This is a genomic window from Paenibacillus sp. FSL R5-0766 (assembly GCF_037971845.1).
Classification (GTDB): domain Bacteria; phylum Bacillota; class Bacilli; order Paenibacillales; family Paenibacillaceae; genus Paenibacillus.
The window spans coordinates 400,178-419,916 of record NZ_CP150227.1; the positions used below are offsets into that span (position 1 = coordinate 400,178).

The window sequence follows — 19,739 nt, forward strand, 5'->3', positions numbered from 1 at the left end:
AAAAGCCTGTGGTGACAGGCCGAATACAACGGAGGACCTGACGAAGGTTCTTCGTTTTTTTTGGTTAGGAAGGAGAAGACGTAACGTCGTGGAAAGGATTCTAATGGATAATTCTTCAAAAGTGCTATTATATCCGGTAAAATGAAATCGATTACATTATAATGTGAGTATGACAATCCATTAACGAAGAGTGGTGAATCCAGTGGAAGATTCCATTCACGAAGTCGAAAATGAAAATATAAACCAACGGAGAACTGAGAGCAGAGCATTGAGATCCTTAAGTGCCGACAGACTCTTGGAGAAGTTATCCCGGCCTGAATTGGCTACGTTATACACAGACTTGAAGGCTTACGGTGAACGTGCCTTGAATGAACCACCCATGCCTTCCTTGTCGTTCCGTCTATATCGACAGTTCAGCGATAGGGGTGAGCGAAAAGCCTATGAAGAGGCTTATTTCGATCGAAGGGGCAGACTTGCTGCTACGGCGATGCTCGCCTTGGACAAGGCTAGGCCGGATGCACTGCAAGCGCTGGAAGAAATGTTGTGGGACGTGTGTGGTGAGTATACGTGGTGTTTGCCCGCGCATTTGGGTACGGGAGAGGTCAACCAGGTGAATGGGAACATCGATCTGTTCGCTGCAGAGACGGTACATATGCTGGCCGAGATTGTGACCATTCACGCCGAGCGGCTGGATCGCCTTGTCATAGAACGGATCAGCTCTGAAGCAGAACGGCGAATCTTCACTCTGCTTTACCGGGAGCAACGGAAGTTCCACTGGCAGACAGCGGATCACAACTGGTCGGCGGTCTGTGGTGGGTGCTGTGGCATGGCCGCATTGTTGCTGCTCGAGGATGAGTCCACACTACAGGAATCGATCTCCCATACGGTCAGCTGTATGAACGCATTCCTGAGCGGTTATGGAGAGGATGGCGGCTGTGCCGAAGGCATTGGATATTGGGTATATGGATTTGGTTATTTCACCTATTATGCCGAGATGCTTCGTGAGTACAGTGAGGGCGAACTAGATCTGCTGACGGGTTCCAAAATAACAGCTATCTCAGCCTTCCCGCTGCGAGTTCATCTGTCTGGCGGCACATATGTGAATTATTCGGACAGTTCCGAACAGGAAGAGATCCCTTCCGGATTAATCTCCCTGCTTGCATCCCGGGTTGGGTTGCAGATAGATCTTCCGCTTCATATTCCACTGTTTACCGATGATCCCTGTCATCGTTGGGCTCATATGCTGCGGAACGTGATGTGGAGCGATCCGGCAGTGTACGGTGATGAAGGTGCCCCTGGGCAGGCTGAACGAGGATTTATTTTTCAAAATCTGGGCTGGATGATTGCAAAAGGACCGTTCGATTCTCCGGATACAAAACATGCGAACGGCGCACCCCTTCATGTGGCTATTTCCGTTAAAGGCGGACATAACGATGAACCTCACAACCATAATGATCTGGGGCAGTTCATTATCCATTGCGGTGGTGAGAATATTCTGTGTGATCCAGGAGCAGGGTTGTATACCCAAGCGTATTTTGCACCAGGTAGAGAGCAGTTGTTACACATCTCGTCATCCGGGCATAACGTTCCGCTCATTGAAGGCCAGGAGCAAAGTTCGGGCCGACAAGCGCAAGCCCATGTGTTAGAGGCAAAGCTGGCAGAGGGTGGCGGTGAGCTGAATACAACATTGGATCTGACATCCGCATACTCTGGGGCAGCTTCACTGGCTCGTTATACGCGCCAACTTCATTGGAAGATGGCTTCTGGTGGTAGCAGGAAGGGATCGGAATTGCGTCTGATTGATCGGTTTCAATGGAAGAGCAGCATGGTGTCTTCGGCAGAAAGATTCTCTTCGGTGGATGATTCAGATGCAGGATGTTCGAGCGTAGTGGAGCGCTGGATGAGCAGAGTACAACCTGAAGTGGTGAAGAGCGGTAATCTTCGCTGGCAAGGTGTACATGGAACCGTCCATATGACGTATGATGCGAACCAGTGGCAAGTCTTTACGGAGGCAGTGGACACAGTTGATCATGACAATGTTCCAGTCACATTCTATCGGACGTCACTATCATGGACAGGTGTGATTGATGAGACGGATGTTCGGATAGAACGCTCTGATCCGCTTGAAACGGTATGTGAGGTGCGCTTCATTATTGAACCGAAAATGGGAGAAACCGAGGTGAGCATGCGTGAGTAAATATACATCTGCGTCCACGTATCCATGGAAAGATGAACTCGAACGTTACCGTACATTGGCAGAACAAGCGGGCCCTGCTCCGGCAGACGGCTGGAATAGGGAGCGCAAGTTGGCACTTGTTGAAAGTGTTGTTCGCGCTTACACACCATATCAGGACAGCCAGGGTGCAATTATCGACCCGTTCTCGGGTGTGGAAAGATATTATTCTACACCGGCCTATGCGATGGCTGCAGCAGTTCTGGTTGACTCGGGGCGTACAGGTCTGCTTGATTCCGCAGCGGCAGCTCTGTCACAGAGCATTGATGCCGTGGTGAAAGGTAGCGTACCTGACAATCATCCTGATTTTTATCCAGTGCTCATGATGAGAGCTTACATGGTGTTAAAGTCACACCTGCCTGAACAAGCGAAGATTTGGGCTGAGGCGCTCAAGACGATCGATCCTGAACAAGATTATGTATTTACGATGAGCAAGATGAACAATCCCAATCGCATGATTAACTGGAACGCCATCATGATCTCTGGCGAATACCTGCGGTGGCGTGAACAGCTGGCAAGTGAGGATACAACGTGGATGGATCGTTATCTGGAAGCCTATCATCTACCCCGGTTTACGGCACTTGGGTTGTATCAGGATGGACCGCTGGACCGTCCAAATTGTCCATTTTCCTATGATATTGCCACCCGTTATCACCTTGGGGTGATGCTTGAAGCTGGTTACGAGGGAACCACTGCCGATACGTTACGTGAGCAGTTGCGCCATGGTGCCTTCAGCTCGTTACTGACACTCTCGCCGCTAGGTGAGATTCCGCCGCGTGGTCGCAGCTCCCAGCATCAGTGGAATGAAGCGGCGGCGGCTTATGTATGTTCTACACATGCAACGCAGGCTCTGGAGGTGGGAGATCCGGTGATGGCGGGTGCTTTTGCACGTGCGGCCAATCGGTGTTTTGCTGCTGTTGAGCGCTGGAAGATGGATGATGGACGCTTGAAAATTGTGCGCAATGAATACAAGCCAGAAGATCGGCACGGGTATGAAATCTATACCAACCATACCTGTTACAACCTGTGGACGGCAGCAGCGCTGGCCCACGCTTGTCTCAGTGATCCGGGAGACGATGTGGGCGAAGTGTACCTTCCTTCCGAGGTGGGCAGCAGGGTTTTGCAGACGGATGGGTGGTTCGAAACCGTGATTGCCTCCGTACCTGATCAGCAACTGGTATTACACACGGCGATGAATGACCCGTATACGATCCCTGGTTTGGTACGGATTCAGCAGACGGGGTTACCTGGTCTGATTGGTCCGTCCGCCGCCAGCCATGTGCAGGCCGGATTCACGGAATTTGCTGAAGGGGCGGTTCGTCCGCTCAGCTACTGTCCTGCCTGGAAGACACCAGATGGAGTATGGCATAGCCTTGCAGAGGGCATTCCATCTGTTGGGGCATATGATCGGGATGTTGGATTGGACCCTGCACAGGGAGGAGGTTCCATTGTGTACGAGAAGGTGGACCATGACACCCGGAATCAAGTGGAGCAGCATCTGGCGGAAAAAGTGTCAGAAGATGGTGTGAATTCTTTGGAGAATTCTTTTGCCGTGACATGGGTCGGTCCATTACCCGGAATTGAAACATTGCGTACTCATTATGTGCAACAGGCAGACTTGCTGACTATAACGTATGAATTCGAAGGTGAGATTGCGGCAGCAGGTGCACTCATTCCGTTGATTTTCCATGATGGCCGTGAACAGGCTGTGATTACCCACACGGATCAAAACGTGCGAACGGAGTATCGGGGGGCCTATGTAGAATCTACAGCGCTGGATCAGGGAGCCATAATTCATCTGGAGGAACAGGCTGTGGCTTCACGTAATGGGTTGCTGAAGGAAGCGCGGATTGAAGTGAATGGAGCACGTAGTCTGGCATTTACGATCCGCTTGGGCGAGGTTAACTGAAGGTGTTCAGGTTGAGGATCATTAGATCTCCAAACATCTCAAAACAGCTCGAAGCATAGTTAAAAGTGTTATTCGTGGATGATTAGTGATATTTAACGGATAGCTATTGCAGTTGCGGCATACGACGCTATAGATAAGTTGGGGATGAGCTGGAGCATCAAGCATAGATGTCTGGTATTGAATCGAGGAGGGATATGTTCATGAACACATCAACGTCGGTAAAATGGCTCGAGGAAGCGTGGCAACAGGGAGCTGCCAAAACGATTCGGAATGCAAAGCGGATCAAGGATACATTTCCACACATTGCCCCGCAGGGGACGTATGATCGGAATGATCCGGAATGGTGGACAGCAGGTTTCTGGCCTGGATTGTTATGGCTTGTCTATGGGGATGCTCCTGAAAGTGAAGCGGCGGCTTCGCTACATCGCATTGCCGAAAGCTGTGAGCGGCAACTGGAAGGTTGTCTGCGTGATCCCGAATCGGTGGATCACGATCTGGGGTTCATCTGGCTGCTTAGTGGCGTAGCCAACTACCGCCAGACGGGCAGCATGGATGGACGGCGGCGTGGCATGCTTGCCGCCAACCTGCTCGCTGCCCGCTTCCACGTGCGCGGTGAGTTCATCCGCGCCTGGAATTTCAGCTCGTCAGCAATGGATACGCGCGGCGTAGCCATCATTGACAGCATGATGAACCTGCCGCTGCTCTACTGGGCATCCGAGCAGAGCGGCGACCCTCGCTTCCGCTGGCTGGCGGAAGCACATGCGGACACCGTGGCGCGCGAATTCATCCGCGCTGACGGGTCCATCTGCCACGTGGTGGAGTTTGATCCACACACGGGGCAGAAGTTGCGAGAGCATGGCGGACAGGGCCATGCTCCAGGTTCCGCCTGGGCGCGGGGTACCGCCTGGGCGCTGCACGGGTTTGCGCTGTCTTTCCGGTATACGGGCGAAGCCCGATATCTGGAGACAGCGGAGCGTGCGGCCGATTTCTTCCTCGCCATGCTTGGCGAAGAGATCGTGCCGGTGTGGGATTTCCGCGCACCTGCGGAACATCAGGTGGCGTGGGACTCGTCCGCTGCGGCGATTGCCGCGAGCGGGTTGCTTGAGCTGGCGAAGCTGTCGCCACGCGGGGAAACCTATGCTGCCGCGGGAGAGCGTATTGTCCGCGGCTTGCATGAGCACTATAGCTCCGGCGATTCGGCAGCGGAAGAAGGTCTGATCATGCAGGGAACGGTGCATTACCCGGAAGGGCGAGGGTTGAATGTGCCGATTATATACGGCGATTATTTCTATATGGAAGCGCTGGCGAAGCTGCGTGGACATGCGGGGTTATTTTAAAAGAAGAATTGAGAACTATGCACAAGAGGAACTGAGGTTGAGAACGGATTAGTAAGGTCTAGTGTTATGAGCCTTTGAGTTGTTAGCAAACCATCATCACCTGTCCGCGTGCGGCTGTCTCCAGTATTAGGAACAATATCCCTTCTATTGGAGGCAGAGCACACCTAAGGGTAATCTTGAAATAGACGAGTCAAGTGCGGCGGACAGGCAGATGATGTACATAAGTAAAGGAAGACGAATGAAGAACCTAACATATGAATATCTCATTCCTTACGGTTGAATATTCATTCTTATGGGTCCAGTTGGGGTGCAGACTTAGCTATGCTTTACTGAAAGAATCGATTTTCACTTCGAAGGCGTGCGTCTCAGGATGACAAAGTCGGCAGAAGATTGATCTGGATAGCGCTGCGGAATAATCTCATGAACTTTGAAATCAGGGTAGTCGAAGAGATATTCGAACAGATTACGGTCCTGGATTGTATCAATCCCCGGGTTGCCGTTTTCTTTCAAACGGGTGTAAAGCACCACCCATGCTGTTGAGGAGTGCAGAATATCATAGAGGGTGTTCCGAAAATCTGTTTCATCGGTGATGTGATATAACACATCCAGACAGACCGTCAGATCGGCTTGCAGGAAACCTCGGTTAATCCATAGGCCTGGTGTATACAGCATGAAACTCTTGGAAGAATCCTTGGCAAATTGGGATGCACAACGTTTTACTGAAGAAGCCGCTACATCCACGCCGAGGTAGTCCTCATAATTCATGTATTGCAACTGGTTGCCATCCCCACATCCAAACTCAATGACACGATGAATCCCTTCACGTTGAATCAGTCCGTTCACGACCTCGGCCTTGAATTCAGCCAAAACCCCGTATGAACCCCTGCCAGAAGTTTCACCCGAACGATATGTTTCCTCCCAATACCCGATGTAATCAAAAGGCTGATGCATTATGTTTCCTCCAATCCTGTTAAAAGAAGTTCAAGACAGTCAATATACATAGGTATGCGCAATATTCGCGGGTATGATCGGTTGAAACAGGAATAGAAGATAAATTAATTTCCATAGAATTCCCTGAAAATTTCCTGAAAGTCTAAACATCTGGAAAGAACTTGCCGACATAAAACATAAGGAAAAAAATGATGATAATCGGGGGGAAATGATGTTAAAGCCAAGATTGACCAAGTACATGGTGATGATGCTGGTGTTGATGCTGAGTATTTCCAACGTAGGCTTGGCCGCTGCGGCAGACAAAGAACTGTCCAAAATTGTGGTTTCCAAGAATGAAATGTCGCTCGAAGTTGGTGATTCCAGTTCCGTTACAGTGACAGGTGTATATTCTGATAATACATCGACAAACGTAACGATCAGTTCATCCTGGAGTACCAGTGATACTTCGATAGCAACTGTATATAATGGCGCAATTACAGCCAAAAAGGAAGGTACAGCAACGATTACCGCAGCGTATCAGGGCCAAACTCAGACCGTTCAAGTGAAAGTAACGAAGAAGGTCAAAGCCCTTTCGAAAAACGTGCAAAGTCTGGATTTGCGCACGGGAGATACGAAAGATATCGTTTTGACAGCAACATATAGTGACAATACCACAAGTGAAAAGGCATCCGAGACTGCAGAATGGTCTACCAGTGATGAGAAGGTTGCTACCGTTGTGAATGGTAAAGTAACTGGACAAAGCGCGGGTACGGCAGTTATTACTGCGAAAGTTGGCAGCCAAAGCGTGACGGTGGATGTTAACGTTGAAGTGGTTAAACGTGTAGATGTAGATAAACAGCAAGTTAATCTGTTGTTGAATAAAAGTGAAAGTGTGAAAGTGACGGCTACGTACCCAGATGGCACAACCAAAGATGTAACCGATCTGGCGGAGTGGACATCCAGCAATGAGAAGGTCGCAGACGTGCTCAAAGGCGAAATTACAGGTTACTCTGCAGGTTCTGCCAAGATCACAGCCAAATACGGTACGAAATCAGTTTCCGTTGACGTGGATGTAGATCTGACCAGCAAGCTGAGTGTGGAGAAACAAAGTATTTTCTTCCGTTTGAGCGAGACATCCAAAACGGCTAATGTCGTTGTAACGGCTTCTTATCCAAACAGTAGCGATGTGAATGTAACGGATCAAGCAACATGGACATCCAGCAACGAGAAGGTTGCAACGGTATTCAAGGGACAGATCACAGCCATTAGCGCAGGTTCAACAACGATCAAAGCCACTTACAGTGGCAAAACCGTAGAAGTTGCTGTGGATGTAGATACGGCAAGATATTTGGATATCAAAGATGTAAATGACAAACTCGCCATGAGTGTTACGGGTGATAACAAGTCCAAGACATTGGTAGCTAATGCCGAATATATCGATGCGAGTACGGAGAATGTAACTTCCAAAGCAACATGGACTTCAAGCAATGCAGATGTTGTATATGTATCCAACGGCGATCTGATCGCATACAAATCCGGTACGGCTACGATCACTGTAGCTTATGGTGGTAAAACGGTTAAATTCACAGTGAATGTAGACGTAGCAGACAAGTATGAGATGGATAAGAAAAAAGCATCGGTAGCCGTTGGTGGAACGACTTCGGCCAAAGTGCTGGCGTTGTATGGTGAAACATCCAAAGATGTATCCGAAGATGCAACCTGGAGCAGCAGTAGCGACAAAATCGCTGAGGTAGATAGCAACGGGGTTATCACAGGTGTTGCCACAGGTAAGGCAACCATCACAGCGAAGATTGAAGGCAAAACACTGACTCTACCTGTTGAAGTAGGTATGGCTAGTGGACTGGAAGCAGATGTGAATTTTGTTGTTCTGTCTGCCAAAGAAACTCAGACGATCCTTCTAACAGGTACGGATGAGGACGGCAACACGTTGGATGTAACATCCGAAGCAACCTGGAAATCCAGCAATGCACGTGTAGCGGATGTGAAAAAAGGTGTGATCACAGGTAACAGCAGTGGTAAAGCCAACATCACAGCCGAATACGGCTCCAAAAAAGTGACCATTCAGGTTGAAGTGGATGTCATCTCACGTATTGAAGCTTCCGAGCCAGCTATTTCCCTGAAATCAGGCGATACAGCTGATCTGACGGTAACGGCTATCTTGAGCGACGGTAGCGAGCGTGATGTTTCTGACAAAGCTGAATGGAAAACGAACAGCTACAAAGTAGCTCAAGTGACCAAAGGTAAAGTCAAAGCTACAGGTTCAGGTAAAGCCAAAATCACAGCCAAATACGGTAGCAAGTCTGTAACGATTGCTGTAGAGGTGGATACACTGAAATATTTGCAGACGGATAAAGTAACGTTGACCATGAAACCTGGTGAAAAGGTAACCGTGGCTGCAACTGCAACGTATGCCGATGGCAGTGAAGCTAATGTATCCAAACCGGCTCTCTGGAAATCTTCCCGTATTGCAACAGCATCGGTGAAAGATGGTATTATTCAGGCGAACGGCAAAGGTAAGGCAACAATTACGGTGACATTTGCAGGTGTGAAAACCAAAGTAACGGTAGTGGTTGAAGCGAAGTAATTGCTTTTCCAAATGTGAGTGTGAAATGCGTAAATAAAAACGGTGATGCCCAGCTTAATAGCGGGTATCACCGTTTTTTTTGTATATAACCTAATCTAAAAAAAGAAACGTCCAGAACCCTTGCATACACCACTTTATTACAGATGTATATCCAAGAGATTCTGTGACGTTCCCTGTATGTTTGTATAACTACATCGTGTGAGACAATACCAGCGCACCATAGGCAAAAGCGATCACGATCAGAATGGCCGGATGCAGCTTGGTCTTGGTCATGACCCAGAGCGAGATGCCTGCTATGATCAACGTCTGCCAGATGCCGATGGAATCAGTGGATAGCTGCCCAAATTCCCATGTAAGCAGAATCATGAGTACGGCGATAACAGGCTGCACGAGTAGGGTCATGCCTTTGACTTTTGGTGACGTGCGATGTTTGTTCAACAGACGAAGTAATATAATTAGTGCGGTTGCGGAAGGTACGATTGTGGCAAAACTTGCGATAAATGCCCCAAACCAGCCTGCCACGTGATACCCGACAAATGCAGCAATTTTGGTTGCAATCGGGCCGGGAAGGGCGTTACCAATCGCCAGTACATCACCGAATTGCTCTGTGGTCATCCATTGGTAATGGTTCACAATCTCTTCCTGCATAAGCGGAATGGAAGCCGGACCGCCCCCATATCCCAAGATGTTCGCTACGAAAAATCCCCAAAATAATTCCCACCAGGTCTGGAGCATCCTTAGGACACCCCCTTATCGGACTCGCCTTTGGACTTGAAGCGCTGAACCAGATCCAGATGGAAGACACCATATCCCAGGAAAACCGCGATCACAATCCCTGGATGGATATCCAGCAGCTGCAATAGTACAAAGGCAATTACGCCGAATAGGGCGGCAAAAACTTTACCGAGTCCCTTCCAGGCTTTCATGGCAAATTCATAAGCCATCATGCCCAGCATGACAAAAATGACCGGCCGCACGGCGGCTACCATGCCTGCTACCACTTTCGACTCGCGTAGCGCATACATGGAACCGAGCAGAGCAATAATGGCAATACTTGTCGGCAAAATATGAGCGAGTACGGACACAATCGCGCCCAGCACACCTTTCGTTTTATAACCGAGATATGCAGCCATCTTGGTCGCGATGGGACCCGGCAGGGCATTGGCGATAGCCAAAATCTCGCCGAACTCCTCATCACTCACCCACTTGTAACGTGTAACGGCTTCGTAACGGATCAACGGGATAACCGAAGGACCACCGCCGTATCCGAGAATTCCGGTTCGTACCATTCCGATCACGAGACCTTTGTAATCTTTCCAACCCATGCTGATTTCCTCCTAGAGTCTCATGCCCATCCGGCTTTTATAGCGTTTCAACAACAGCTGTGATTCGACTTTGACGATACCCGGCATCTTATAGAGCTTCTCCAGCAAGAACTGCTCCATCTCTTCCATATCCGCAAAAATACCGTGCATGTGCAGGGTACTTGGGCCTGTCATATGATAAAGGCTGGTGACGGCTGGCTCTTCATCCAGTTTCTCAGCGACTTCATCCAGGAAGGGCGGTTCAACATCGACATTGAAAAAAGCCGAGACCTGAAGCCCAACTTTGCCAGGGTTGATCACAACGGTGAAGCGTTCGATGATTCCTTTTTCGGATAACGCATTAATGCGCGCCTGAACGGCCACACGTGACAACCCGATCTGTGTACCCAGGTCCGTATAGGATATCCGGCTGTTGTGGTGAAGCGCGGCGATGATTTTGCGATCCATCTCGTCCAGATTGTACATTTGCGGAATTTCTCCTCCTTTGGAGGAGCGTTTCTCTGACATGTTGACCATCCTTTTCCTTCGCTATATGAAATGAACAATAAAATTTTACTAAATATACAATGTGTATGTGGCATTCATAGTTTAATGACGAATCGTAACTGGAGTCAATCTATTTATCATGATTATTGAATTTAACCGATTTTGAGCCTTCATTTTGTCATTTTGACCAATTGGAAATAAAAAGACCACTCGCACAGTCCAATAGCGAGCAGCCGTTAAATAATAGATAAGCTGGAGTAAAGCGCAAAGTGTGATACGAAGCATGTCCGGTTATCCCTGTGCTGTCTTGGGCAGTAAAAGGGTAACGGTTGTCCCTTCGCCAGGCTCGGAAGACACTCTTAACGTTCCCCCTGCGCCACGAGCACGCTCTTCCATACTGAACAATCCAACACCATTACCAGCGGTTGCTTCGCTAAATCCGGCACCCTGGTCTTCAATAATAACCATCGTCATGTCCTCAGCGTCTTCTATAGTAACACGTGCCTCGGCAACATCGGCATACTTTGCGACATTGGTTAAGGCTTCCTGAATAATCCGGTAGATGGCTATCTCCCGGTTCATTTCCAATCGTTTGCGCAAATTACATTCCAGATCAACTTCGATCCCGTAGTGACGGGTGTAATTCTCGATATACGTACGAATCGCCGGAACAACACCCAGGTCATCCAGAACGGATGGCCTCAGCTCCCATGCCATACCACGTACATCTTCCATGATGCCCGTGACCTGTTTCCGGAGTGCTTCGACGCCCGGTTGAGGCTGATCTGCCAGTAGCCGGTCCATCTGGATCACCAGAGAGAAGAGACTCTGTCCAATCCCGTCATGCAGTTCACGCGAGATCCGGCGTCGTTCCTCTTCCTGAATGTTCATCACTTGGGACATCATCTTTTGCAATTCGCCTTCGACAGATTTCAGCTTGGTTACCTCACTACGTACAGCCAGATATTGATATGGCTCGCCGTCGTTATCAAGGAAAGGCACGATGGTGGTGTTGACCCAATAATAACTGCCGTCTCTGGCCCGATTACGAATCTCCCCGTTCCATACCTTACCTGAAGATATCGTGTCCCACAGGTTTTTCATAAAGTTTTTGCCATGGTATCCAGAATTAATGATTCGGTGATCCTTACCAATCAGTTCCTCGCGCTCATACTGCGAGATTTCACAGAATTTATCATTCACATATTGGATTTTCCCTTTGCGGTCCGTGAGGGCAACAATAGAGGACTCATCCAGAGCAAACTTCAGATCACTTAGTTGATGCAGGGAACCCTTCAACCTGCTGCGGAATTCATCATCTGTAATGTGATTATCGATTTCGTTCAGCAGGAGGCGTACAGGCTGGTCTGCGAGTCCACTTAATCTGTTCTTGCGTGCACTACTCAAAGTTCAGCAACCCCTTTTTCATGGCAAACTTCACCAGTTCCGGTCGTGTACGCAGGCCAAGTTTCTCCATCAGATTGCTTTTGTGGGATTCGACCGTTTTGACACTGATGATCAGATGTTCGGCGATTTCCTTGTTGGCGTATCCTTTGGCGATCCAGGACAAAATCTCTTTCTCCCGCTCGGATAACGTGTCATACGGTCCAGCGTTTTCCTGTTTGGCTTTGTCCAGGTATTCACTCATCAGCCGCTTGGTTGCACTGGGGTACAGATAGGCGCTACCCTCTGCTACGGAACGAATCGCAGCAAGCAATTCTTCATGCGGCGCACTTTTGAGGATATACCCGGATGCTCCTGCATGGATGGCGCGGAACAGATATTCTTCATCGTCATGCATGGTTAGTATCAAAATGGAGACATCCGGCATCAATTTCTTCAATTCAGCGGTAGCGGTCAGACCGTCTTTGCCTGGCGGCATGCTGAAATCCATCAAGACCACATCTGGTTTCAACTCTTGAGCCTTGGCAATGGCTTCATCGCCATCTGCGGCATCTCCAACGATATGTATATCATTCTTTCCTTCAAGTAAGGCGATCAGCCCGGAACGTACGACAACATGGTCGTCTACAACTAATAGTTGAATCACATGATTTCCCCCTGTCCGCTTCCTTAGTTCTATCTATATCATAACAAAAAAAGAAGCCATTCAGAGCTTTAATCTCCGAATAGCTTCTCTCACGCTAGTTCAAACTTTTATCCAAACACCTTCGGCCGAAGATGTAGAGCGATTTGCTCCGTCTGCCGGATCATATCCGGTGAGAAGGTGCAAGGCAGTCTGCTGCCAACGAGCAGCACGGCACCAGGCACGCTTCCTTCCTGGAACACAGGTACCGCTATGGCACTTACCAGCCGCTCAGCAAGCATTAACGGGCAGCGACCGGGGGTGTGCTCCCCGGTGGATTGTGCACCAGATCGGGCTGTACGCCCGGTCCGAAGGGCTGTGCCTACCAGATCTTGTCCGGGGCGCATTTCCATGCGTTTCACCCGTTCATTACTAGCCCCAGAGGTATACTTCCAACGTAGCATCGTACCGTTCAGACAGGCAAGTCCACAGAAGTCGCTGAATGTGTTCAGGCGCAGGCCGTCGATCATCTCCTGAATGCCAGATGGCAGTTCATCATGCATGAGAGGACACTTCCTTTTTCGAAATTATAACGTACGTAACGTTTAATTATTATCATTAACCTTTCAGGATCATCTTAAAGTAAGGGTATTACAATGTTAATTCTATTGTAGACCCATTCACGTACGTTGTAATTCAGGGAAAACCCCTATTTCCGTTCCGTAATCTACTGAACTTGGGCAGTGGAGGACTCCTGAGTCAGGTACACCAAGGGATTGAAGAAATACGAAGGATGAGGCATATCGGTGAAATGTGACTTTTCTCACAGCAAATTCAGGGAGTTTCTTGTCAATGATCAGGTAATCCCCCGATAACCCTGAAGCTACTTTCGCGGTATGATGGATACATAAGGAATCACCGAGGGGGACGAAGGTTATGGGTACAGTATTTGTAGAAAGAACAACCCAAAGAGCAGAGCAGAAACAAACGGAGGCGGGCAAAATGACACGAGAAACAGGCGGAATCCTTTCGTTCGTTACATCTGAGCAATGGGGCCTGATTGAAGCGAAAATGCAACCCAAACGGGTAAAGTCGGGGTATAGTCTCTTTCTCGAAGGCGATGAAGCCGGATATCTGTACTACATTCGTTCGGGACGAGTGAAAATGACCAAGTCGACGGAGGATGGCAAGGAAATTATTTTATCCATTCAGCAAAGCGGCGATCTCATCGGTGAATTCGGCGGCATCGGCGGAATGAATCATAGCTACAGTGCAGAGATGGCGGAAAAAGGGGAGCTGGCCATTATCTCGCTTAGCGATCTGGAAAGTATACTCAGCAAACATGGCGACCTTGCCCTGAAATTCTTGCAATGGATGGCGCTGTCGCAGCGGATTACCCAGTCGAGATTCCGTGATTTGTTGCTCTATGGCAAGGCGGGTGCGCTCGCTTCGACACTGATCCGTGCCAGCAATTCGTATGGTAGGGTTACACCGGATGGTATTGTGCTGGACATGAAGCTGAACCATACCGATCTTGCCGAGATGATTGGAGCTACCCGGGAGAGCGTAACGCGGATGCTGGGGGCATGGAAGGAACAAGGTACGCTGGATATGATGGACGGCAAACTGATGATTCGTGACCTGGCAGCCCTGCGTTGTATGTGTGGATGTCCTACATTCCCGAGCTGTCCGGTAGAGCTGTGCCGGTTGTAACATAGCTTGTTCCGGGGGGGATATCTCCATTAGCGATTGGGGTCGTTACGGAGAATAATAAAAAGAGCTGGCATCCGTATAATCGGTGTCAGCTTTTTTGATGTATGCGGAAAATCACATATGTAGCATTGGGTCTCCATTGGCCGTGCCATATTCCCTGGCGAGAATCGAATAGATCACAGAGTCATGAAAGGAACCTTTGTAGAACCAGTGCTCGCGCAATAGCCCTTCTCGCTGCATGCCAATCTTCTTCATGACGTTCTCCGAAGCTGTGTTGTGCGGACGACATTTGGCGTAAATCCGGTGAATGCCCAGTTCGTTGAAGCCAAAGCCTAGTAGAGCACTGGTTGCTTCGGCGGCATAACCTTTTCCTTGATAGGCGGGGTTAAGGACGTAACCGATCTCTGCATTGGTTTTCTCCATCACGTGAATACCTACTCCGCCGAGGAGTCTTCCATCACTTTTCAAACATATCGCCAGTTCATAGCCTTCTCGTGGTTGTGTCTGCTGCATGTCCAACACAAACTGCACGTATGCTCGTGTATCTTCTTCGGTATTCGGCCCCCACGCTGTATGCTGTGTAACTTCCGGTATGGAAGTATAGGCATGAATCCTCTCCCAATCGGTCTCCCGAATCTCCCGGATGATCAGTCTGTCAGTCTCCAGTTGCATCGTTGTTCACTCCTTCACGTTTTGAATAACTTTACTGTTCATTGTACAACAAAAAAAGCCCATAACAGATTCAACGAATGAATCGGTCATGAGCCATAATGTAGATCTATGATGTATGTGAATGCTATTGTGGTTGTTTACATTGAACTGCGGGATAAGTATAAGCCAGCTTACGGATAATTTCCTTTTGCCATCTCGTATCACCCAGGTTGGTTGCCAGGTTCAGAAGATCCAAATAATCGTCAAGCTGCAGATCAGCCTTTTGCAGAGTTGTATTCATTCGATGTTCGTTCCCCTTTATCTATAAAATCGTAAAATCATATGCAGTAGAAAGTTACAAAGAGACAAGTTCAATAATGATAATCATTATCACGTTTATATATTCATTATGCAATGAACGCTGGTAAAATGCAATCCCAAGTCCGCAACGAATTCAACTTTTTTCTGAAAATAGGCTCATTAAAATGGAATTCTAATGATCATCAGTATGGGCCAATAGACTCAACTTCTAAACTTTTTCATAAACTTTACAAAAAGAAAGAGGAATTCAGCATATGAACCATTAAATTAAAGGAGGATAACCCATTATCAGGTAATTTGGAGGAGGAGAAAGGGAATATGAAGAAGGCGTTATGGCAGCACTGGATCGGGGCATTCCTGGTCTTTATCATGATGGCAACCGCACTGCTGGGGCCGGGTTCGCAAAGTCCGGTACAAGCTGCAGCACCACTTACGGTATCTCAGGCCATCGCTGCCCAGAGCGGTGGAGGAACAGCAACGGTTGAAGGAATCATTGTTGGACATGCTACCGGGTCACTTACCGCGAAGTTTACATCTCCGTATGCCAATGATTTTAATGTTCTGATTGCAGATTCAGCGTCAGAGCGAACCAACGCCAGATTATTGGATGTACAGATTTCCTCATCTTTCCGTTCGCAATATGGATTGGCGTCCAATCCCAGTCTTGTAGGCAAAAAGATTATCGTAACCGGAACCCTCGGTGCCTACAACAGCTATGCAGGAGTCAAAAACCCAACGTCCATCACACTTTCCTCCGGAACAACCAATCCTGATCCAGAACCGAACCCGGGTACAACACTACCGGACGGTACCGGCAAGAAAGTATTATTTGATAATACCCACGCCCAGACAGCAGGTGCTGCCGACTGGATTATTGACGGGGCATTTTCGGATTTTGCCAATGGTTTGCGAAACGCAGGCTTTGCCGTGGATCAGCTGGAACGCAGCATCCCCTATACATTTGGTGAGCAAGCCATCACCTATAATAAATTGAAAGATTACCACGTCTTTGTCATCGGCGAAGCCAACGTGCCGTTCAAAGCGACTGAGCAGGCTGCGCTGGTGCAGTACGTGCAGAACGGAGGAAGTATCTTCTTCATCTCCGACCACTATAATGCAGACCGCAACAAAAACCGCTGGGATTCTTCCGAAGTATTTAACGGCTATCGCCGCGGTGCCTTCCTGAATCCGGCCAAAGGCATGTCCTCAGCTGAAGCCGAATCACCAGCGATGCAGAGTGTGACGAGTTCAGACTGGCTCGCGACGAACTTTGGTGTCCGTTTCCGCTACAATGCCCTTGGAGATGTAAATGCATCGGATATTGTTGCACCTGCACAATCCTTCGGCATTACGGCTGGTGTTAATTCTGTAGCCATGCATGCAGGATCGACCGTTGCGATTATAGACCCGAACAAGGCCAAAGGATTGGTGTATGTACCAAGTGGTGTGTCCAAGTGGGGCAATGCCGTGGATCAGGGCGTATATAATGGTGGTGGACGAGCTGAAGGAGCCTATGCTGCCATTGCAAAGGTTGGTGCAGGCAAAGCCGCATTTATCGGCGACTCTTCACCTGTGGAAGATGCGACTCCGAAATATTTGCGTGAAGAGACTGGTGCTACCAAGAAGACCTATGATGGATTCAAAGAAGTGGATGATGCAACGTTCCTCGTGAATACCGTGAAATGGCTCGCGGTCAAAGAGAGCTACACCAGTCTGGCACAAGTGCCAGGACTGACATTGGATACGGCCACAAGCCTGCTTCCTATCGAAGCTCCGGCTGCATCAACCGAGCCGCAACTTGAGCCGTGGGCTGCACCTGCGGCAGGGTACAAATGGTATGACCCGACTACATTTAAGACAGGTTCATATGGCAAAGCTCAATAAGTAAGTAAAATAGACAGGACATCAAATAATGCGAGTAGGGTCTGACCGTGGAGTTTTGCGGACAGGCCCTTTTTTTCTTGCTTTACCAGTTACATCATGACCATGATTAGCTCCTACAGCCCTGCTATTGCATAAATAACTGCTCCGGAGGGGAAGGTATGGGTACTAATGATGCGGCGTGAAGCTCAACCCAACCAGAGGAGGCGGTGAATGATGACTCGGCAAGCAGACTGTGACAGTTCCTCGATGAGGCAGAAGCTTAAGGCAGACCTCCATCGTGTAGCAGAACGTATGAATCTGACGTTATCCCGATTTGACAATGACAGTGCCTGTCTGCTGGGTCAATTTGCAGAGATTCGAGCGGAGATTAAGCAGATCGAGGTGCTTGCCTCTTCGTTTTATCTGGATTGTTATCTGTCACCCTTTACCGAGAAGTTTGCTGAATTAACATCGAGCGTACAGCATCTGTCTGACCGGAGATATGGGGCGTTAATTGTGATTGAACGGGAGATACCGTTGGAGTCGATCATTCACTCAGGCGTGACTGTGGATGCACGAGTGACACATGCGTTGCTGGAATCGCTGTTTATTCCCGGTGCACCTCTGCATGACGGGGCTGTGTTGATTCGTGGCAATCAGATTGTATCCGCTGGTAATGTGCTGCCGTTGTCGCAAGCGGAAGTGCATGAACGAAAAATAGGCACCCGTCATCGGGCTGCGCTGGGACTCAGTGAATTGACGGACGCCGTTGTACTGGTTGTCTCCGAAGAGACGGGACAGGCTTCATTTGCTGTGGATGGCGATTTGCATCCAATCAATGTGGTTGAAACGCTCCCTTAAATGAGAAGGATTAAGTGGCCTAATTGGGGCGATTATGTTGAGGCTGTTGAGGGAAGTGTACCTTTCTCCTGTAAGGGAGAGAGGTTTTTCTATGGATAGACGATAAAATTATATTCTGAAATTCGACAGCTTTGCTCCCGTCATATGAGAAACATCGATCGATGCTTCTCTGACATTGCGATGTGATTTTGCACAAACTGGGTATTCATGGGTACAATAGAGGATGGTCAATGAATAGAGAACAATGCGATTGGATCGCAAAAATGGTTGGAGGAGACGGTTAGCACATGAGTTGGTTTGAAGCAATGGAGCATCACGATTATGAGGAACTGGTTCTGTGCCAGGATCGAAATTCAGGGTTAAAAGCAATTATCGCCATACACGACACAACACTCGGCCCTGCGCTGGGAGGCACGCGGATGTGGACTTACGCTTCAGAAGAAGCAGCCATTGAAGATGCCCTGCGCCTTGCCCGTGGTATGACATATAAGAATGCGGTATCCGGCCTCAATCTGGGCGGTGGCAAAACCGTTATCATCGGAGATCCGCGGCGCGACAAAAACGAAGCGATGTTTCGGGCTTTTGGCCGATACATTCAAGGCTTAAACGGACGTTACATCACGGCCGAAGATGTGGGAACAACGGAAGAGGATATGAACCTGATCTATCAAGAAACCGATTATGTAACAGGCATCTCGGCGAGTTATGGTTCATCCGGTAATCCATCACCTGCAACGGCTTGGGGTGTATATCGTGGGATCAAGGCAGCAGCCAAAGAAGCATTTGGTACCGATCTGCTGGAGGGTAAAACGATAGCGGTCCAAGGTGTCGGCAATGTGGCGATGCATCTGTGCAAATATCTGTATGAGGAAGGTGCACATCTGATCGTTACGGATATCCATAAGGACTCGGTGAAACAGGCTGTGGACCGCTTCGGCGCGACAGCTGTTGATCCCGCAGACATCACTGGTGTGGAGTGTGATATCTATGCACCATGTGCACTGGGCGGCACGATTAATGACGATACACTCAAAACGCTCAAGGCGAAGGTCGTAGCGGGATGTGCCAATAATCAGCTGCTGGAGACACGTCATGGGGATCAGCTGTATGATATGGGCATCGTATATGCGCCTGACTATGTTATCAATGCAGGTGGCGTAATTAACATTGCGGATGAGTTGAACGGTTACAACGCGGATCGGGCGTGGAGCAAGATCGGAGAGATCTATTCCACTCTGGAGAAAATATTCGAAAGCTCACGTACCGAGGGCATCGCTACCTATGTTGCCGCAGATCGTCTGGCTGAGCGACGGATTGAACAGATGAAGAATACGCGCAGTACATTCTTGCAGAATGGTCATCACGCATTGAGTTCCCGGAGATTGCGCAAGTAATCGTAATAGAACCATTACCAAATTTAAAACGGTCTGTTAGGTAACGGCAACATCCATTTCAAAGATGGATAGTCGATCTGACAGG

The 19,739-nt window shown here is 48.8% G+C and carries 17 protein-coding genes; 8 read left to right on the forward strand and 9 right to left on the reverse strand.

Annotation, left to right across the window (positions count from 1 at the left end; translation table 11 throughout):
* The first annotated feature begins 295 nt into the window (after positions 1–295).
* From MKY66_RS01910 to MKY66_RS01920, 3 genes are all read left to right on the forward strand, one after another.
* The gene (locus tag MKY66_RS01910; protein ID WP_339806747.1) at positions 296–2,197 is read left to right on the forward strand and encodes a heparinase II/III family protein; all 1,902 of its coding nucleotides are present in this window, start codon (positions 296–298) and stop codon (positions 2,195–2,197) included.
* Positions 2,190–4,142, forward strand: a complete 1,953-nt coding sequence (locus MKY66_RS01915) for a glycosyl hydrolase (protein WP_076216563.1) — start codon at positions 2,190–2,192, stop codon at positions 4,140–4,142. Before MKY66_RS01910 ends, MKY66_RS01915 begins: the two co-directional genes overlap by 8 nt.
* A 200-nt stretch (positions 4,143–4,342) precedes the next feature.
* On the forward strand, positions 4,343–5,479 hold the full coding sequence (locus MKY66_RS01920; RefSeq protein ID WP_076216561.1) for a glycoside hydrolase family 88 protein: 1,137 nt from the start codon (positions 4,343–4,345) through the stop codon (positions 5,477–5,479).
* A 345-nt stretch (positions 5,480–5,824) separates the two neighbouring features.
* On the opposite strand, the gene MKY66_RS01925 is transcribed toward MKY66_RS01920, so the two are convergent.
* The gene (locus tag MKY66_RS01925; protein WP_036616541.1) at positions 5,825–6,430 is read right to left on the reverse strand and encodes a class I SAM-dependent methyltransferase; all 606 of its coding nucleotides are present in this window, start codon (positions 6,428–6,430) and stop codon (positions 5,825–5,827) included.
* 208 nt (positions 6,431–6,638) lie between these two features.
* Between MKY66_RS01925 and MKY66_RS01930 the strand changes: the two genes are divergently transcribed.
* On the forward strand, positions 6,639–9,014 hold the full coding sequence (locus MKY66_RS01930; protein WP_339806750.1) for an Ig-like domain-containing protein: 2,376 nt from the start codon (positions 6,639–6,641) through the stop codon (positions 9,012–9,014).
* A 189-nt stretch (positions 9,015–9,203) separates the two neighbouring features.
* Here the strand turns inward: MKY66_RS01930 and MKY66_RS01935 are convergent, their stop codons facing one another.
* The 6 genes from MKY66_RS01935 to MKY66_RS01960 all read right to left on the reverse strand — a co-directional run bounded on the left by MKY66_RS01935 (position 9,204) and on the right by MKY66_RS01960 (position 13,414).
* The gene (locus tag MKY66_RS01935) at positions 9,204–9,749 is read right to left on the reverse strand and encodes a chromate transporter (RefSeq protein WP_017691072.1); all 546 of its coding nucleotides are present in this window, start codon (positions 9,747–9,749) and stop codon (positions 9,204–9,206) included.
* 2 nt (positions 9,750–9,751) lie between these two features.
* Entirely contained in the window at positions 9,752–10,339 is a 588-nt protein-coding gene (locus MKY66_RS01940) for a chromate transporter (protein WP_076216557.1), read from the reverse strand.
* Between the two features lie 12 nt (positions 10,340–10,351).
* Positions 10,352–10,846, reverse strand: a complete 495-nt coding sequence (locus tag MKY66_RS01945; protein ID WP_036616550.1) for an Lrp/AsnC family transcriptional regulator — start codon at positions 10,844–10,846, stop codon at positions 10,352–10,354.
* 270 nt (positions 10,847–11,116) lie between these two features.
* Positions 11,117–12,232, reverse strand: coding sequence for a PAS domain-containing protein (locus MKY66_RS01950; protein ID WP_076216555.1), 1,116 nt, complete (start codon positions 12,230–12,232; stop codon positions 11,117–11,119).
* Entirely contained in the window at positions 12,225–12,875 is a 651-nt protein-coding gene (locus tag MKY66_RS01955) for a response regulator transcription factor (protein WP_017691068.1), read from the reverse strand. The genes MKY66_RS01950 and MKY66_RS01955 overlap by 8 nt, the downstream gene beginning before the upstream one ends.
* Positions 12,876–12,982: 107 nt before the next feature.
* The gene (locus MKY66_RS01960; RefSeq protein ID WP_076216553.1) at positions 12,983–13,414 is read right to left on the reverse strand and encodes a GAF domain-containing protein; all 432 of its coding nucleotides are present in this window, start codon (positions 13,412–13,414) and stop codon (positions 12,983–12,985) included.
* Positions 13,415–13,787: 373 nt separating this feature from the next.
* On the opposite strand from MKY66_RS01960, the gene MKY66_RS01965 reads away from it, so the two are divergent.
* Positions 13,788–14,564, forward strand: a complete 777-nt coding sequence (locus tag MKY66_RS01965) for a Crp/Fnr family transcriptional regulator (RefSeq protein WP_256704353.1) — start codon at positions 13,788–13,790, stop codon at positions 14,562–14,564.
* 114 nt (positions 14,565–14,678) lie between these two features.
* On the opposite strand, the gene MKY66_RS01970 is transcribed toward MKY66_RS01965, so the two are convergent.
* The gene (locus MKY66_RS01970) at positions 14,679–15,236 is read right to left on the reverse strand and encodes a GNAT family protein (protein WP_076216551.1); all 558 of its coding nucleotides are present in this window, start codon (positions 15,234–15,236) and stop codon (positions 14,679–14,681) included.
* Positions 15,237–15,360: 124 nt separating this feature from the next.
* Positions 15,361–15,516: a hypothetical protein gene (locus MKY66_RS01975; RefSeq protein ID WP_017691064.1), complete on the reverse strand. Its 156-nt coding sequence runs from the start codon at positions 15,514–15,516 to the stop codon at positions 15,361–15,363.
* Between the two features lie 389 nt (positions 15,517–15,905).
* Here MKY66_RS01975 and MKY66_RS01980 point away from each other — a divergent pair, with 389 nt between their 5' ends.
* The 3 genes from MKY66_RS01980 to MKY66_RS01990 all read left to right on the forward strand — a co-directional run bounded on the left by MKY66_RS01980 (position 15,906) and on the right by MKY66_RS01990 (position 19,654).
* Complete coding sequence (locus tag MKY66_RS01980; RefSeq protein WP_256704356.1) at positions 15,906–17,420, forward strand: DUF6359 domain-containing protein; 1,515 nt, start codon at positions 15,906–15,908, stop codon at positions 17,418–17,420.
* Between the two features lie 210 nt (positions 17,421–17,630).
* On the forward strand, positions 17,631–18,260 hold the full coding sequence (gene cdaS / locus MKY66_RS01985; RefSeq protein ID WP_083657381.1) for a sporulation-specific diadenylate cyclase CdaS: 630 nt from the start codon (positions 17,631–17,633) through the stop codon (positions 18,258–18,260).
* A 287-nt stretch (positions 18,261–18,547) separates the two neighbouring features.
* A complete protein-coding gene (locus MKY66_RS01990) occupies positions 18,548–19,654 on the forward strand; it encodes a Glu/Leu/Phe/Val dehydrogenase (RefSeq protein ID WP_076216545.1) in 1,107 nt (368 codons plus the stop codon).
* The last annotated feature ends 85 nt before the right edge of the window (positions 19,655–19,739 follow it).

Excerpts from the sequence above, each read along its gene's own strand:
- MKY66_RS01940 (WP_076216557.1), bottom strand. The coding sequence starts at position 10,339 with ATGGGTTGGAAAGATTACAAAGGTCTCGTGATCGGAATGGTACGAACC.
- cdaS (WP_083657381.1), top strand. The coding sequence starts at position 17,631 with ATGATGACTCGGCAAGCAGACTGTGACAGTTCCTCGATGAGGCAGAAG.
- MKY66_RS01970 (WP_076216551.1), bottom strand. The coding sequence starts at position 15,236 with ATGCAACTGGAGACTGACAGACTGATCATCCGGGAGATTCGGGAGACC.
- MKY66_RS01935 (WP_017691072.1), bottom strand. The coding sequence starts at position 9,749 with ATGCTCCAGACCTGGTGGGAATTATTTTGGGGATTTTTCGTAGCGAAC.
- MKY66_RS01925 (WP_036616541.1), bottom strand. The coding sequence starts at position 6,430 with ATGCATCAGCCTTTTGATTACATCGGGTATTGGGAGGAAACATATCGT.
- MKY66_RS01960 (WP_076216553.1), bottom strand. The coding sequence starts at position 13,414 with ATGCATGATGAACTGCCATCTGGCATTCAGGAGATGATCGACGGCCTG.
- MKY66_RS01980 (WP_256704356.1), top strand. The coding sequence starts at position 15,906 with ATGATGGCAACCGCACTGCTGGGGCCGGGTTCGCAAAGTCCGGTACAA.
- MKY66_RS01990 (WP_076216545.1), top strand. The coding sequence starts at position 18,548 with ATGAGTTGGTTTGAAGCAATGGAGCATCACGATTATGAGGAACTGGTT.
- MKY66_RS01965 (WP_256704353.1), top strand. The coding sequence starts at position 13,788 with ATGGGTACAGTATTTGTAGAAAGAACAACCCAAAGAGCAGAGCAGAAA.
- MKY66_RS01930 (WP_339806750.1), top strand. The coding sequence starts at position 6,639 with ATGATGTTAAAGCCAAGATTGACCAAGTACATGGTGATGATGCTGGTG.
- MKY66_RS01975 (WP_017691064.1), bottom strand. The coding sequence starts at position 15,516 with ATGAATACAACTCTGCAAAAGGCTGATCTGCAGCTTGACGATTATTTG.
- MKY66_RS01920 (WP_076216561.1), top strand. The coding sequence starts at position 4,343 with ATGAACACATCAACGTCGGTAAAATGGCTCGAGGAAGCGTGGCAACAG.
- MKY66_RS01945 (WP_036616550.1), bottom strand. The coding sequence starts at position 10,846 with ATGTCAGAGAAACGCTCCTCCAAAGGAGGAGAAATTCCGCAAATGTAC.